This is a genomic window from Aliiglaciecola aliphaticivorans (assembly GCF_054782055.1).
In genome coordinates, this window is record NZ_BAAGTF010000029.1 from 60,806 (window position 1) to 76,901 (window position 16,096).

The 16,096-nt window shown below is 41.1% G+C and carries 14 protein-coding genes; 4 read left to right on the forward strand and 10 right to left on the reverse strand.

All coding sequences use genetic code 11. From position 1 onward, the window contains the following. Positions 1-6: 6 nt before the first annotated feature. The 5 genes from nspC to aceK form a co-directional block, all read right to left on the reverse strand. Positions 7-1,146, reverse strand: a complete 1,140-nt coding sequence (gene nspC, locus ACYVIL_RS15230; RefSeq protein ID WP_460313245.1) for a carboxynorspermidine decarboxylase — start codon at positions 1,144-1,146, stop codon at positions 7-9. 14 nt (positions 1,147-1,160) lie between these two features. After that, positions 1,161-2,363 (reverse strand): saccharopine dehydrogenase family protein, encoded by a 1,203-nt coding sequence (locus ACYVIL_RS15235; RefSeq protein WP_460313247.1) that lies wholly within the window; start codon positions 2,361-2,363, stop codon positions 1,161-1,163. Between the two features lie 112 nt (positions 2,364-2,475). Beyond that, positions 2,476-3,087, reverse strand: coding sequence for a nicotinamide riboside transporter PnuC (gene pnuC / locus ACYVIL_RS15240; protein ID WP_303472566.1), 612 nt, complete (start codon positions 3,085-3,087; stop codon positions 2,476-2,478). After that, positions 3,074-4,063 (reverse strand): 1-aminocyclopropane-1-carboxylate deaminase/D-cysteine desulfhydrase, encoded by a 990-nt coding sequence (locus tag ACYVIL_RS15245; protein WP_460313249.1) that lies wholly within the window; start codon positions 4,061-4,063, stop codon positions 3,074-3,076. The genes pnuC and ACYVIL_RS15245 overlap by 14 nt, the downstream gene beginning before the upstream one ends. A gap of 7 nt (positions 4,064-4,070) precedes the next feature. After that, positions 4,071-5,777, reverse strand: coding sequence for a bifunctional isocitrate dehydrogenase kinase/phosphatase (aceK, locus tag ACYVIL_RS15250; RefSeq protein ID WP_303472564.1), 1,707 nt, complete (start codon positions 5,775-5,777; stop codon positions 4,071-4,073). A gap of 77 nt (positions 5,778-5,854) precedes the next feature. Here aceK and ACYVIL_RS15255 point away from each other — a divergent pair, with 77 nt between their 5' ends. Further along, positions 5,855-6,223, forward strand: coding sequence for a response regulator (locus ACYVIL_RS15255; protein ID WP_460313252.1), 369 nt, complete (start codon positions 5,855-5,857; stop codon positions 6,221-6,223). 76 nt (positions 6,224-6,299) lie between these two features. On the opposite strand, the gene ACYVIL_RS15260 is transcribed toward ACYVIL_RS15255, so the two are convergent. The 4 genes from ACYVIL_RS15260 to ACYVIL_RS15275 form a co-directional block, all read right to left on the reverse strand. Then, positions 6,300-6,515 (reverse strand): Beta-galactosidase C-terminal domain, encoded by a 216-nt coding sequence (locus tag ACYVIL_RS15260; RefSeq protein WP_460313254.1) that lies wholly within the window; start codon positions 6,513-6,515, stop codon positions 6,300-6,302. A 228-nt stretch (positions 6,516-6,743) separates the two neighbouring features. After that, positions 6,744-8,867: a TonB-dependent receptor plug domain-containing protein gene (locus ACYVIL_RS15265; protein WP_460313256.1), complete on the reverse strand. Its 2,124-nt coding sequence runs from the start codon at positions 8,865-8,867 to the stop codon at positions 6,744-6,746. A 271-nt stretch (positions 8,868-9,138) separates the two neighbouring features. Further along, a complete protein-coding gene (locus tag ACYVIL_RS15270) occupies positions 9,139-9,702 on the reverse strand; it encodes a gamma-glutamylcyclotransferase (protein ID WP_303472544.1) in 564 nt (187 codons plus the stop codon). 86 nt (positions 9,703-9,788) lie between these two features. After that, positions 9,789-10,514, reverse strand: coding sequence for a siderophore-interacting protein (locus ACYVIL_RS15275; protein ID WP_460313259.1), 726 nt, complete (start codon positions 10,512-10,514; stop codon positions 9,789-9,791). A gap of 367 nt (positions 10,515-10,881) precedes the next feature. Here ACYVIL_RS15275 and ACYVIL_RS15280 point away from each other — a divergent pair, with 367 nt between their 5' ends. Then, entirely contained in the window at positions 10,882-11,295 is a 414-nt protein-coding gene (locus ACYVIL_RS15280) for a MarR family winged helix-turn-helix transcriptional regulator (protein WP_303472541.1), read from the forward strand. Positions 11,296-11,603: 308 nt separating this feature from the next. On the opposite strand, the gene ACYVIL_RS15285 is transcribed toward ACYVIL_RS15280, so the two are convergent. Beyond that, complete coding sequence (locus tag ACYVIL_RS15285; protein WP_460313262.1) at positions 11,604-12,014, reverse strand: universal stress protein; 411 nt, start codon at positions 12,012-12,014, stop codon at positions 11,604-11,606. A gap of 642 nt (positions 12,015-12,656) precedes the next feature. Between ACYVIL_RS15285 and thrA the strand changes: the two genes are divergently transcribed. Both thrA and thrB read left to right on the forward strand, forming a co-directional pair. Continuing rightward, positions 12,657-15,119 carry a bifunctional aspartate kinase/homoserine dehydrogenase I gene (gene thrA / locus ACYVIL_RS15290; protein ID WP_460313264.1) on the forward strand — a complete coding sequence of 821 codons (2,463 nt, stop codon included), beginning with the start codon at positions 12,657-12,659 and terminating at the stop codon, positions 15,117-15,119. 3 nt (positions 15,120-15,122) lie between these two features. Continuing rightward, entirely contained in the window at positions 15,123-16,070 is a 948-nt protein-coding gene (gene thrB / locus ACYVIL_RS15295; RefSeq protein WP_460313266.1) for a homoserine kinase, read from the forward strand. Positions 16,071-16,096: the final 26 nt, after the last annotated feature.

Below are 16,096 nucleotides of genomic sequence, written 5' to 3' on the forward strand. Positions count from 1 at the left end.
TTAAGGCTATGAAAGACGATTTCTGAAATCTTGGTAGTTAAACTCACGGATTAACTCAAACTCTCCTGTTGTTCGAATTATCCCTATCGCGGGGTGTTCAACGCCATTGAAAAACGTGGTTTTTACCATGGTATAGTGGATCATATCTTCAAAAATAACTCGTTCGCCCACAGCTAACTTGTGATCAAAACTATAGGTATCGATAACGTCACCGGCAAGACAGGAATTACCGCCAAGCTTGTAGTCAAACGCTTTTTCACCAGGCTCTCCTGCACCTGTCACCATTGGCCGGTAAGGCATCTCCAATACATCTGGCATATGCCCAGTGGCGGAAATATCCAAAATAGCGATTTGCCCTTCGTTTTCAACAATATCCACAACTTCAGACACCAAAGAACCAGTTTGCCACGCTACAGCAGAACCAGGCTCAAGAATAATATGAATGTGCGGATGGCGCTGTTTAAATTGGATTAAGGTATCAATTAGGTGTTGCAGGTTATAACCTTTTTTAGTCATTAAATGACCACCACCTAAGTTTAACCACTTAATATCTGGAAGCCATTTTGCAAAGCGTTTTTCCACCGCTAACAAGGTGCGTTCAGTGGCATAAGAGTCACATTCACACAAATTGTGCACGTGAAAACCTTCGATACCACTTAAGTCAGCACCTGCTAAGTCAGCTACTCGAATACCTAAACGCGAGCCTGGTGCACTAGGATCATACAGCTCTGTTTCTGCTTCCCGGTGTTCAGGGTTCAAGCGTATGCCCGCAGAGATACCTCTACCCAAAACTTGCTCTTTATAACGCTGCCACTGACCTAAACTATTAAATGAAATGTGATTAACCAGATTCAATAATTCATCCATGTCCGCCGGTTTGTATGCCGGAGAGAACGCATGGACTTCTTTACCCATTTCAAATTTTGCAAGTTTGGCTTCCCAAACTGAACTGGCGGTGCAACCTTTCAAGTATTTACCCACTAAATCGAAGGTCGACCACATGGCAAACCCTTTGAGCGCAAGAATAATATCAACCCCAGCTTCGCGCTGTACACGTTCCATTATTTGCAAATTATGTTCAAGCTTAGATTCTTCACACACATAGCATGGTGAAGGGATCGCTGGGTTTAACATTATATCGCTCAAGGTGTTACTCCCAATTAGCGTTTAAAGGGGCTTTGTTCACACTCTAGCACCTGCCAAGGTAGCCCATGTTGATTTAGCATGTCCATGAATGGGTCGGGATCAAATTGTTCCATATTCCAAACACCTTCACCTTTCCAGGTGCCATTTAACATCAACGCTGCACCTATCATCGCAGGTACACCTGTCGTATAGGAAACCGCTTGTGCCCCCACTTCTTCAAAACATGCAGCGTGATCACAGTTGTTATAAATAAAAATGGTTTTTTCTTTGCCATCTTTAACCCCTGTGATGTAAGTGCCTATACAAGTCATGCCGGTGTAACCTTCAGCCAGTGAACCAGGATTTGGTAACACGGCTTTTAAGAATTCAAGGGGCACAATTTGTTGCCCTTGGAAATCAATGGGTTCAATACTGGTCATGCCAATACCTTCAAGTACTTTCAGGTGGTTCAAGTAAGCATCACCGAAGGTCATCCAAAAACGTGCGCGTTTCAATGTAGGAAAGTGTTTTACAATTGATTCCAGTTCTTCGTGGAACATCAAATATGAGGCTCTAACCCCAATATTTTGGTAATCAAGGTCTTCTCTAACACTCAATGGATCGGTTTCTTTCCACTGGCCATTTTCCCAAAAACGTCCTCGCTGGGTAATTTCGCGGATATTAATCTCAGGATTGAAGTTGGTGGCAAAGGCTTGACCATGATCGCCACCATTGCAATCGACTATATCCAGATAATGAATTTCATCAAAATAATGTTTGGCAGCGTAAGCGGTATAAACGTTAGTCACACCGGGATCAAAACCACTACCTAAAAGCGCCATTATGCCTTTTTCTTTAAATCTGTCTTGATAAGCCCACTGCCATGAATATTCAAATTTAGCTTCGTCTTTCGGCTCGTAGTTAGCGGTATCTAAATAATTGGTTCCGGTGGCAAGACAGGCATCCATAATTGGCAAATCTTGATAGGGAAGTGCCAGGTTGATAAGTAAATCAGGTTTAACTTTATTGATTAACGCTTCAACTTCTGCGGCATTATCAGCATCAATAGCATATACACCTTTAACGCGATCTGCGCCAACTTCAGCTTGCAAAGCTTCGCATTTGGACACCGTTCTGCTGGCCAAATAGATTTCGTCAAAGTGCTCTGGCATACGGGCACATTTTTTTATGGTAACTGCAGCAACGCCGCCAGCACCGATGATCAAAACACGAGACATATAAGCTTCCTTTTATCCAAGCTGAAAATTTTGCGCATGCTAACACTGCTAGCTAAAGACGCAATAGGCGAATGCAAAAATATAGACACTTTATTGCGCTATTCCAAGTCAGTTAAGCGAACTGCTTGGAATTTTTGTGGTAAATCCGCCACCACTGATACTGACCAATACAGGCCATCACTAAAAAACATAAATAGAGCACAGAGGTAGGGTATAAAGCTTTCTGCCAATAAACCCAAATAGCTACTACATCAACTACAATCCAAAAACTCCAGTTGTACAGCTTCTTATGTGACATTAACCATTGGGCGATTAAACTGACACAAGTGGTGAATGCATCGAAGTAGGGGAGGCTGGCATCTGTATTGCTGGCCATAAACCATCCCCACAAGACAGTGGCAATAATGGCTAACACAGATATTTGCACATAGAGATTATTACTCCCGCGATGAACTACCACATGACCACCGTCATCTAAGTTTTTCGACCAAATCCAATACCCATAAACCTGAAAACCCACATAGATAAGATGCAGAAGCATGTCGGAATAGAGCTTTACATCATAAAAAATATAGCTGTATAAACTCACTTGAATAAAACCGAAGAAAAAACACCAGATACTACGTTTAATAATCAAAAATACGCATAAGAATCCGCTGACAGTTGCTATCCACTCGATTGGTGAAGCACCAGCGAAGCCAGCGAGCCATTCAGTCCATTGCATCTTGTTTCCTTATTGTCTTTGCGGGTTGCTGTCCACGTTTACCTTGCAAGCCACCGGTATGCAAAGCAAGGATTTTACTCCCTTGAGGAAAATGGTTATTTTCAATGAGATGACGTAATCCCCAAAACAGCTTACCTGAATAAATTGGTTCTAGTGCTATATGGGTATCTTGCTCAAATTGTTCACAGAAAGTAACTAGTTCAGGTGTTGTTTTAGCATATCCGCCAAAGTGAAAATCTGAATTGATCTGCCAAGCTGCTTGCTCCGAGGGTTGTTGTTTCCCCTGTTTTGGCAAAAACTGATTAACCAATTGGTACAAATAGTCATGTCCCTTTAATACGCCTATGCCTAATACTTTGCTGGGTTTATTTTGTACTCCTTGAATCAACCCAGCCAAAGTTCCACCACTGGCGACAGGGGCAATTATCACGTCATATTCTTGGGTTAATTCTGTCACTATGCCAGCAACCCCATCTAAGGCTTCGAAATGAGAGCCGCCTTCTGGAATAATTAATGAATTGGGATGCCGGCCTTTTAAATGCTCTAAGTAACTCGCCTCAGTTCGTTGAGCATAAGTGACTTTATTGACCCATTCAATTGTTGCGCCCCAGCGTTTGAGGTCGTTTAGCATGGGTGTCATATGTTGTGAATAATCCCCTCTGATGATTGCCACGAGAGGAATTTCCAATTTGTGACAACAAAAACCCAATGCATGTAAATGATTAGAGTGTCCGCCCCCGAAACTGATAATGTTTGCTGGTGGTGATTGGGCTGAACTTAACAACGTTTTACTCAACTTCCGCCATTTATTGCCTGAAATAATCGGATGGATTAAATCATCCCGTTTAATCCAAACACTCACCGCATGGTCATTTTTCCAGTTCAATATTAACTTTTGTTCTGCTGATGGTAACTGAATGCCAAGTTTCTCAGTTAATCTACTCGTCATCGTTGCTGGCATTTGGGCTATATTCACTTGCTGTCTACTGTCGTTTAAAACGCAATTCTGAACTATAAGGCGTAAAGTGTTGCACTGTCCCTGTTGCCGCTTTTTTTTGTGCTTCAATCCAATATTGTGCCGTCATTAGGTCAGGGTGGAGTTTTTTTAGAAGATCCTTCAAATGGCGTTTTCCGACAATAAAATGTTCGAACTGTTCAGGAAAAACGTCTTCTGGAGACACTGATAGGGTATCCATGGCAAAAGGGTCATCTGACTTGGGAAGCTCTCTAAAGGTGCGCTGATTCATCAAACAAATTTCATCGTAATCATAGAAAATGACGCGGCCGTGGCGGGTAACCCCAAAATTCTTATGCAACATATCACCAGGGAATATATTAGCTGCCGCAATTTGTTTAATGCATAACCCCAAGTCATTAATCGCATTGTGAATTTTTGTTTCGTCAGTTTCAGTTTGCAAGAAAATATTCAAGGGCGTCATTTTACGTTCTATATAAACGTGTTTGATGATGACTTCATTGTCCTTTATTTCTATATTTTTACCTGCTACTGCTTGCAACTCTTCTAGCAATGCTGGCTCTATTCGGTGTTTTGGCAGTCTGAAGTTAACGTATTCATGGGTGTCTGCCATTCGTCCTACGCGGTCTGTGGTTTTGACTAAACGGTAGCATTCTTTAACTTGTTCGCGAGTGACTCTTTTACTCTCTGGAAATTCATCTTTTATAATTTTAAAAACAACGCCGTATGAGGGTAAATGAAAAACCGCCATTACCAAGCCGCGAATGCCGGGTGCAATGCTAAATTGGTCTTGGGTATTGTCTAAGTGCTGCAAAAAATTTCGATAGAATACGGTTTTACCGTGTTTGTAGTGACCAATCGACATATACAATTCGAAATTCTTTTTGTTGGGCATTAATTCTTGTAGAAACGCAACAATTTCAGCCGGATACAGGGTATCTGCCATAAAATAAGCGCGGGCAAAACCAAAGATGACACTGAGATCTTTATTACTGGTTAGTAAGGCATCTACCTGAAGTTCTTTTTTCTCACTGATCAATAAAGCAATTACGAATGGTAGGGTTTCATCGGGCATACATATGCGACCAATCAAATACGCAGCCTTTCCGCGAAAAAATACAGGCTTTAAAATTTCAACAGTATGCACTGAAGCTAATTGCTCTGTGTTAAGTCGAGATCTAAGTGCTTGGTCAAGTTGATGAATATCACTTTGTTTATTTTCATACGGAATAGTGAAGCGGTACATGGCTAAAATCGCCTCCATTAGCGAACCAACTGTTCCACTGGTATCGAAACTATTCACGACTTTATGTTTATCTTGACCAGGGATATAACATCGGCTGGGTAACACGAACATGATCTCGTCATCAATTTTATTGTGTTTGTAAAGCCTGCCAATTACTGAGTTATAAAAGGTTTCGGCCAATTCGTATTGTGGATGGTGTTCTAATTGAAGGGCAAAAAAGCGTTTTACCTGTTGCCAGAATTCATGGCTTTGCTGGCGCGGATTAATTAGGGCATACACTTCAGAAATCGTATCCGCCAAACTTTGCTCATAAATAGAAATGCGCTCTTTTACTGCCAGTTGAGTCGCCTGCCACTGCGCTTGCTCAAAACGTTGTTTTGCCCCTGAGGTAATTCTACAAAACCAGCGATAGTTTTTCTCAAAACCATAAAGTATCTGATAGGCCACTTTTTGTTGCGTGCTTGGCATAACTTCTGTCACAGTATAAAGTTGAAGAAAAGTCTATTGAAACATAAAACTATCTAATAATAACAATAAAAGGTGAGATGGTGAGCTTCTCAATATTAATTTGTGATGATTCTGCGTTAGCGCGCAAGATGGTATCACGCAGTCTGCCTAGTCAATTTGTCAATCAGATTGAGTGTGTTTGTAATGGACAAGAAGCCATTCAAAAACTAACCGAAGGTTCATTTACCTTACTCATTCTTGATTTAATGATGCCCACTATGAATGGCATTGAAGTTTTAGAAACGTTAAATGAACGTTGCATCAAAGTCTTCGTAATTATTGTCTCTGGTAATATTCAGCCTGAAATGAAATCGAGAGTGGCTAAACTTGGCGTACTCGAATTTATCGAAAAGCCGGTAGATAAAATCAAATTGCAAAATGTGTTAACACGTTTTGGACTATATTAATTAAAAAACGGTCGTCAAAATTGAAATAATAATGACGACATGTTTTTCTGGCTAATAAAACCTCTTTGGGGTTTCATTATTCATTTGCGTGTTGAATAATCGCCAGATCATATGGTGCTAACTTTTTACTTCCTAACACAAAATGTCCTAATTTATCGACTAACTTAGTAGGTAAAGATTGAGGCTCACTGGCATAATTGAATACAAAGGTTAAGTTTTCCCTTTGCATAATACGGATATCTTTAGGTAGGCGGAGTGTATTTATCTTGGCTTTTTCGGCTACTGAAGACAAAAAAATTTAGCAACGATTTGGTTGGTGTTATCGCAACAAGAAATTTTGTCTTCTCCCGGTTTGTTAGAAGCCTGCCATATTCTGTTTGGCGATGAAGCAGAAGCAAAACTCAATGAATATATTCGAGACCAAGAAACAAACTAAGCCACTTTGATTCGCTGGTGGATGTCGCCACTGATAGCGCGGCGACATCTTCACTGCAATTGTCTATTTCCCTATTGTTTCAGATTAAAAACTAGCACGAAGGCCAAGGTTAATTGAGCGACCTTTACCAGGTAGCTGCGCAAAATCAGTGCTTTCACCCATTCTAATATCTGCAACACTGACGCCACCTAGCGGCAATTCATAGTATTCATTTAGCAGATTATTGACACTCACACTTAGGGTTATATGTTGCCAATGATACTGACTTGCGATATCTACTAATGTGTAATTATCGGTGGTATTTTCAAGTCGACGAGCATCAACACGCTCTTTGCTGTCTACCCACTGTACGCTCACGCTGTTTTGCCAATTAGCTAACTTGTGCTGCAAACTCAGTTTAGCTTCTATGGGGTTAATTTGATAAAGATCTTCGCCACTATCGTCACGGGAACCTCGGACACTGCTAAATTCGGTTTGTAGGTTCCACTGACCCCATGTGGCATCGTCTGCAATTTGTTTTCGCGCTTGGATATCCACCCCATAAAGCGTGGCCTCGGTATTACCGAACTGCAACAGGTTGCGGGTGGCATCAGGGTTGTCTGTTTGTCCAAAGGCACTAAAGCTACCAATAACTTGTGCATCAATATAATCACTTATTTTAGTGTAATAAGGATTAATGGAAAATTGCCAACTTTCATCGGCACTAGCGTATTGGTATCCAGCACTAAAGGTTACTGCCGTTTCAGGGGCCAAATTAATGTCTCCCACATAGCCATTACCATCGCCAAACCAGCCAATCATGATCATAGCCATGCTGCCGCGGCCCCAGCTATAACGTTCGTATAAGTTTGGTGCGCGGTTTTTGCGTGCTATACCCAATTCTAAAGTTTGTTGGCTATTAAGGGGAATGGATGCCAATAAGGATATATCCACTAATGTATCTGAACGATCTCGATCTGCTGCATTGAATGTCAGGCTAGCTGCATAATCCGCATTCGGCATGCCCATCATCGACATGGTACTGTATGACTGCACTTCACCGGTATCGGTTGTAACATGTTCAACCCGCACTCCTGCAGAGATTGTCCATTGGTTGGCCAGCTGGGAAATACTTTCAGCGTAGATTGCCAGGCGGTCGCGCTCACCATCATGAATATTGTGGTAATCATTGGGTCCCATCATTGCAGAATCGGCAACCGCCGGCCACCAATCTTCAATTCGATAAGCAAACCATTCTGCACCAGCTAACCAGGTTTGGTTGTCGGAGGTAGGGACACGCCAGCGTAATTTCGCACTGTAGTCATCAGATTCAGTATTCATCGGCATCATGCCCGTTTTTTCTGGCGTAAAAAAGCCCATCCGATGTTCAACTTGGTGCCAATTGAATTGTGCTTGAAAATCGCCATTTTGTAACTCACGTAAATATTGTGTGGTTAGCCCATAACTTTGGTTGTGAGTCATATCCATGTATTGATTTGCAAAGCCCTGAAAAGGGATATATTGATGGGTTAGTTTAACTGCCAGTTGCTGATACTGGTCTTTGAAAGCTGCAGTTAGCGCATGGTTTTGTGCTCTGTATAGTGTATCGCGCACTTGGTCACCATTGCCATCATCATAACTTGATGCATCTTCATAGGCACCTTGATAATCCAGACTGATTGAATCACTTGACAAGTGCATACCTAAACCAATTAGCATGGCATCGTTAACACTGCGGTACTCCGCCGAAGCATAACCCGATTGCCAGCCTATATTTTCACTGTCGTTATACTGTGGATTTATGGTGTTCACCTCTATTACACCGGCAATATTGTCTCCTGCCGAACTTACCGGTGAAATGCCAGCAATTACTGAAATCGTCTTGATTTGATTGGCAGAAATATAGGATAGCGGAGGATTCATATGGTTTGCACAGGCTGCGGTAACATCTGCACCATCTACCAGCACTTTAACGCGATCTCCCATCATACCGTTGAGTACCGGTAAGCTGGACATTCCACCTGCTGCCGAAAAGCGCACACCTTGTTGTTCTAGTAGAGCTTCTGGTGAACCCAAAAGCACTTTATCTTGAGGTTTATAGCCTATTACTTCTACAATTTCGGTTTCGTCATTTGCATATACAGGAGAAGTTAAGAAACACGCACCGATGACTAGTGCGATAGGGGAAAGTTTCTGGGAAATGCTTAGATTACTGGACGTTACTGACACCAATTTGAACCTTTTAAGTGTGATTTAACGTTAGTATAGCGAGGCAGTTAGCCCTCTAAAATGCGACATATTGTCGCACCCTTATATTCCGCGCTCACCTTTAGGCTAGACTTCATTCGAGAAATATTTCTAGTCGATGGATTGCTTCGGCTAATATATCGGGCTGAAGCCCGAGCTACCGGTTCTGTGATTTCGTTGAGATATGCAAACACGTTTGTCGGCTGGGCTTTATTCCTATGAAATGTTGAATCATAGCGCTGATACTTAACTATTAAGCCATGGCGATAAGTGCTTTTTCGACTTCAAACACATGTTTGTCAACTTCATCATGCTCTCTTAGCGCTGCAGCAAGTTCATAAACATAGTCGCGATTCAATCCGCTTGGTCCAGATGAGTTGAAAATTTGCGTTGCAATATCTTTTATACTGGCTTCGCCTAAGTAAGCCGCATTGTCAGGACTGGCAAGATATATCAAACCTTTGACTGTTCGGTTATCTGATAGATGGATAGGTATTTCATGGCGCAGATACCCATTTTTCTCTCGATGATCTAAGTGCTCGAAAACGTCGTGGTTGACTTTAAACGCACGTCCAAAACACTTTTTTCCACTGCTAGGGCACAAGGTTAGCACTCTTCCGGGGCGCTCTGGAGTCCCTCTATGGTCATGACTTCCTTGCCAAAAGCGGCGCTCGTAATGAAAAATGTGCGCATATTCACTGCTTATGAAATCAAAGTCCACTTTATAAATTAATGAGCCATAACCGAACAACCAGATTTCATCATAGTCCGTTAAGTTCTGACGTTGTTTGTTGATTGCTTGCGTATCAAAGGCCATCTAAAACTACTTGTTTAATGGTGAAGTGTTGAAGTTGGCATATAGTTTACCTGACATTTTTAGTCAAAGTACCCACCGAGACAGTATTACTTTTTTTGGTTCCAATAGGCACTTGCATACAATCTACTTTTATCATAATGGCAATATTCATTTAAGTAAGACTTTAATTGCCTCACGATCTTGGCTTCAGCCCCAATAAAAATCGCCGTTTCTTGTATATCTGTCGGCTGCGATGACAATCCTAATAAAAAACCTTCGGTTAACTTATCAGGCGTGACCAACCAATTAATCTCGATACCGGTAGGTGCATTGAATTGTTGTTTATCTGCTTCATCAGGTACTTGGATCCACGCGCTACCTTTAGCATCAACCGGTAATTGCTCCAATGTTGCTGCGATAGCGGGTAAAGCAGTTATATCACCAAAGAAAAGATGCTGAGGGGCATTTAAATCTGTATGTTTAACCTCTCCCGGTCCAGCAATTCCCAGAAAGTCTCCAGATTTAGCATTAGATGCCCAATTACTGGCTAATCCTTGGTGATCATTAACCGCAAAGTCGAGGGTTAATTGACGGTTCTGTTTGTCAAATTCGCGCACAGTATATGAGCGCATCCACTTCTTAAAGCCTATATACATACCTAGTTTAGGCATTTTTTCCGTTGAATTAGGATTTGGGAAGATCGCTTTTACGTGGGCGCTTTTTTTATCATCAGGGAAGTCTTCAAGCTCGTCACCCTGTAAAATGATTCGTCTCATGTGAGGCGATAAATCAATTACCGATTCTACCGTTGTCATACGCATTTTGGGACCCATATAATTCTCCTTTAAGAGTGATTTTTAAGTTAATGGTGGTGCTAAACATTGTTGTAACTTGGAGCGGATCACAAACACCATTATGCAGGCGAAGGTTAATCCTATTGCGGTTGCAGATCCCAATAGCACAGCCTTCAAAAGTCCGAGTACTGCTTTTGATGAATCTGAGTTGTCTGCAAGTTTAGCTATGTCATAATCGCTGTTATCAAGCCAACGAACGTACTGAGAATAGTGAATATCGTCAGTGTTTTTTGAACTCTAGTTGCATTTTCGTACCCAATGGAATAAGGTTGATAAAGTCTACTATATTGATTTTGATTGATAATGTCAACCAAATGTATCAGGAGTTTTTACATGTGGAGAAATAATGGAATTAAATGAAGCGCTTTTTAGTCTTTTTCGGACCGTGCGCACGAATATCATTGAGGGCGTTAAACAATTGGATTCAGACTTATCACCAATGCATTTAAAGTCCCTGAAGGTGATCTCTAAAATTGAAGATTGCACCGGTCAAAAGTTGGCCACTTTTATGTCTCGAGACAAAGCGCAAATTAATCGCTTGATTAAAGAGCTCGTAAATCAGCAGTTGGTGGTTAAAACTAGCAACAAAAACGATGGGCGTAGTCAAATTTTGTCTTTAACTGGCCAAGGAAAAACGTACCTCGACAAATTTAATACAATCGAAAAGCAAGTATTCGATACTATGCTTAAAGATATTGAACCGCAAAAAGTTGAGTTTTTCATCCAACTTGCAAAGGAATTTAAGAGTAATCTGCAATAAATAAGCCTTTGGTTAGGATCAAAAAAACAACACAATCGTATTTGATTTAATAAGCCATTGAATACCAAAGCTACAATTAAGTGACCCTAGTGGCTTATCATTAAATTACGACAGTGGGTTTTATAACTGAATTGTTATGGGATAGGAGAAAATACTAAGTAAGTTTTAGATTTAGCTAAACGCTTTTCTTAAACAAATATCAGCTTCGGTTAGAGCAAAGATGATTATCGATTGCCATTGTTTTACCCAGCATACTATTTGTTACCCACAAATTTGTAGGTAACAAATGATTGCATTTATTTCTGTGCCTAATGAGCGGGTTTTGCGATTCTCACTAATGACACATCGCAGTCAGCATAGTTAGCAACCCCATTAGCAGTTGAACCTATTAACGCTTGAATCCCTTTTTTAGAATGTGTTCCTAACATGATTAAATCCGCCTTTCTCTTAATGGCTTCATTGCATATCAATTCATAAGGTTTACCCACCTTGATAATGCGATTCTTTTTAGGAACGTTGAAATCAGCGCATAACCCTTCAATCTTTGGCGATATTTCGTCTTTTAATTCTTTCTGATAATCCTTAGGCAATAATTTGTATGGTAAAACATGCATAACAATTAATTTGCTGCCATAAAGCTCTCCCATTTCAGCTGCTTTGGCCAGAACTTGTTTCCCTTCTGCTGATGCCTCTATTGCACACAAAATTGTTTTATACATAATTGCTCCTTAATCATTATCAATATGAACTATTTGTTAGTTGTTATACTAGCGACAAAATAGCTGCAAATATATGATTCACATCAATATTAGGTGAAATTGATTATCTTAACTATCTTCTCTCAATGACTCTATAATGGTCGAAGGGCCATTTTCAGGCTTATAAAGCCAGTAACACATTCTATCGAACTGAACTGAATCCAGTGTTTGCACAATAAACAAGTCAGTTATGGGGCAAAGTTGGTTTTTGGGTGGTTATTTAACCCGAAAGTGTTGTTTATAGTCGGTTCAATCCGTTTAATTCTACCTTAGAGTAAATAGATCGGCATAAATCAACAACAAATCGCCCTTTGACGGTTGACATATAGACGTCTATACGGCAAATTGAGCCACATGAAAATAATAATAAGCACCATCGGCATGATTATGATTACCACCTCAAACGAGTTGGTCGCTGGCTAGTGCTTAAAGAAATTTAAAAAAAGCCCGCGACTCAAGCGGGCTTTTTGTTATTTATAGCAAAATTATTTGCCTACTTTTGTCACTGGGCGCAATTATATTGCCGCAGTGTGAGGGAAAGGCTGAAGTATAAAATTAGAATGTAATCTCAAGCAGCGGAACAGAAGTAAACAGGAGCAATAAATGAAGGTGTTGAAATTTGGTGGCTCTTCTATGGCTGATGCTAAACGTTATTTGTCGGTCAAAGACATAAGCTTAGCTAGCCATGAAGAAAACGGTGCAGCAGTGGTTTTATCGGCTCCTAAGGGAGTGACCAACGCATTATCCTTGTTATGTGAACAAGCGAGTGCAGGGAACGATTTTGGCGAATTGTATGCCAAACTAGAAATGACGTTAAATGGTATTGCTAGCGATCTCGCTAACCAATTACCCGCTTTTCGTAAAGCCCGTTTAAGCAGCTTTATTGACACTATTTTAGTTGAGTTGAAACAGCATTTAGATGGCATTCAGTTACTTCGTTGTGCCCCAGACCAAATTACCGCTAAAATTTTAAGTATGGGCGAATATGTTAGTGTGAATATTTTTAGCGAAATATTAAACGCACTTGGCCAAAAAAATCACATTATTGACCCTGTTAATTATATTGTTGCTGAAGGCGAGTATTTAGATAGCATTGCTGATGTTGCAGTGAGCAAAGCGCGCTTTTCAGACTTTGTTTATGATAAATCTGAAATATTGATTATGCCGGGCTTTGTTGCAGTTAACGCTGAAGGCGAAAAAGTGACCCTTGGTCGCAATGGTTCTGATTATTCCGCAGCTATCCTTGCCGCCTGCTTAGATGCGGAGTGTTGTGAAATTTGGACAGACGTGGACGGGGTTTACAATGCCGATCCCAACCAAGTAGATGGTGCCGTGTTACTCGATAAACTTACTTATCAAGAAGCCATGGAACTTTCTTATTTTGGAGCCAAAGTTCTGCACCCGAAAACCATTGGCCCAATCGCCCAACACCATATTCCTTGTTTGATTCGCAATACCTTAAACCCCGCTGCTCCTGGGACATTAATCGGTAAAGACTCGAGTGAAATTTGGACCAGTGTTAAAGGGATATCTCATCTTGATGATATGACTATGTTTAATGTCGCTGGCCCAGGTATGAAAGGTATGGTTGGCATGGCCAGTCGTGTGTTTGAAGTCATGTCGAATGCGAATATCTCTATCAGCTTAATTACCCAGTCATCTTCTGAATACAGCATTAGCTTTTGTATTCACAGCAAAGATGCTGAAAAAGCTCAAAATCTGTTAGAAGATGCGTTTGCGTTGGAATTAGCGAACAACTTATTAGATCCCATCGAAGTTCGCCATGAATTAGCAATTGTCACTTTAGTTGGAGATGGTATGCGTCATTCAAAGGGCTTAGCAGCCAAGTTCTTCAGTTCATTGGCTCAAGCAAGAGTCAACAATGTCGCTATTGCTCAAGGCTCATCTGAGCGCTCAATTTCTACGGTAATTGAGAGTCACCGTGCAAAAGAAGCAGTGAAGGTTGTACATCAGAATTTTTTCTCGAATACCCACTCCATTGATATTTTCCTTGTGGGGTGCGGCAACGTAGGGAAAGAACTATTGCAACAAATGGCTCGCCAACAACAACCTTTGTTTGAGCGTGGTATTAGCTTAAAAGTCTACGGCGTAGCCAATAGTCGTAAATTGTTGTTGCAAGCTGGTGGCATTGATCTGCAAGGGGAGTGGCAAACTGATTTAGATAACTCAGACAAAACCTTATCGGTTGAAAATTTGAATGAATTTGTTAAGCAAAACAGTCTGATTAACCCAGTTATTGTGGACTGTACGAGTAACGAAAATATTGCCGGTCAATATGCCGACTTTATGTCTGCTGGTTTCCATGTTGTGACCCCTAACAAAAAAGCCAACACTCGCGATATTGCCTACTACAAAAAACTGCGTTCTATGGCTCAGGAAACAAATCGCCAATTTTTATATGAAACAACGGTTGGTGCTGGATTGCCGGTAATCGATAACTTGCAAAAGTTGATTTACGCAGGTGACGAATTAAAACGCTTTGAAGGTATTTTATCGGGTTCTTTATCGTTTGTATTTGGTAAGTTAGATGAAGGCCATACATTGTCAGAGGCCACTCAAATAGCCAAGCAAAATGGCTTCACCGAACCTGACCCTCGGGACGATTTATCGGGTATGGATGTGGCGCGAAAGCTCTTAATCATGGCTCGCGAGTCAGATCTAGAGTTAGAACTAAGCGATATTGAAATAGAATCCGTACTTCCAGACTCTTTTGATGCCAGTGGCAGTATCGATGACTTTATGGCTAACCTACCTAGCTTGGATGGCCACTATTTAAAACTGGTTGAAGAAGCCAAAAGCAAAGGACAAGTTTTACGTTATGTTGGCTCAATTGAAAAAGGCCAATGTAAAGTTGCGTTAAAAGCCGTTGATAACACCCACCCTTTATATGCAATTAAAGAAGGGGAAAATGCCTTAGCGATTCATAGTCATTATTACCAGCCTATTCCCTATGTTATTCGCGGTTATGGCGCCGGCGCAACAGTTACCGCCGCTGGTGTGTTTGCTGATGTACTTCGTACTATGCCATGGAAACAGGATATCTAAACGATGAATAAAAGCATGACAGCTTACGCGCCTGCATCAATTGGCAATGTTAGTCTAGGTTTCGACTTACTAGGTGCAGCATTAACCCCTATTGATGGAAGTCCTTTGGGCGATCAAGTGGAGGTTAGCGCTGCGGATACCTTTAGTCTAAAAGTTGAAGGACGCTTTGCGGATAAATTGCCTGCAGATCCACAATCAAATATTGTTTTTCACTGCTACACTTTATTCACTAAAAAATTGCATGAACGTGAATTGCCAAGTGCGGAAGTGGCAATGGTATTACACAAAAACTTACCCATTGGCAGTGGCCTAGGTTCAAGTGCCAGTTCGATAGTCGCTGCGTTGCACGGTTTAAATCAGTTTTTTGATGAACCTTTCGAAGCAAACGAGTTACTATTGATGATGGGTGAATTGGAAGGACAAATTAGCGGAAGTGTGCATTACGACAATGTAGCACCTTGTTTTGTGGGCGGTTTAACTTTGATGAATAGCCAGTCAGACAAAATAGCGTTGTCGTTACCGATTTTTGAAAATTGGTATTGGGTAGCTTGTTATTCAGGGATCAGTGTTTCAACGGCTGCAGCGAGGGACATTTTGCCCAAGCAAATCCCCATGGTGCAGACTATCACCTTTGGTCAGCAGCTGGCCGTGTTTGTGGATGCAAGTTATCGAAAAGACGAAGCTTTAGCCGCTGCAGTGATGAAGGATGTGTTGGCAGAACCTTATCGTAAGTCTTTGTTACCCAAATTTGATGAAAGCAGAGATTATGTAATGAACAATGGTGGCTTAGCCTTCGGTATTTCTGGCTCGGGCCCAACTGTATTTGCAGTTTGTAATAATTTAGAGAAAGCACAAGGTATTCAAAATTGGTTATCTGAAAATTATATTCAGAATGACACGGGTTTTAGTCATATTTGCCAGATTGATACGCAAGGTGCGGTGGTCTCATAAACCAGCCCTAAGACGCTGGTAAACCG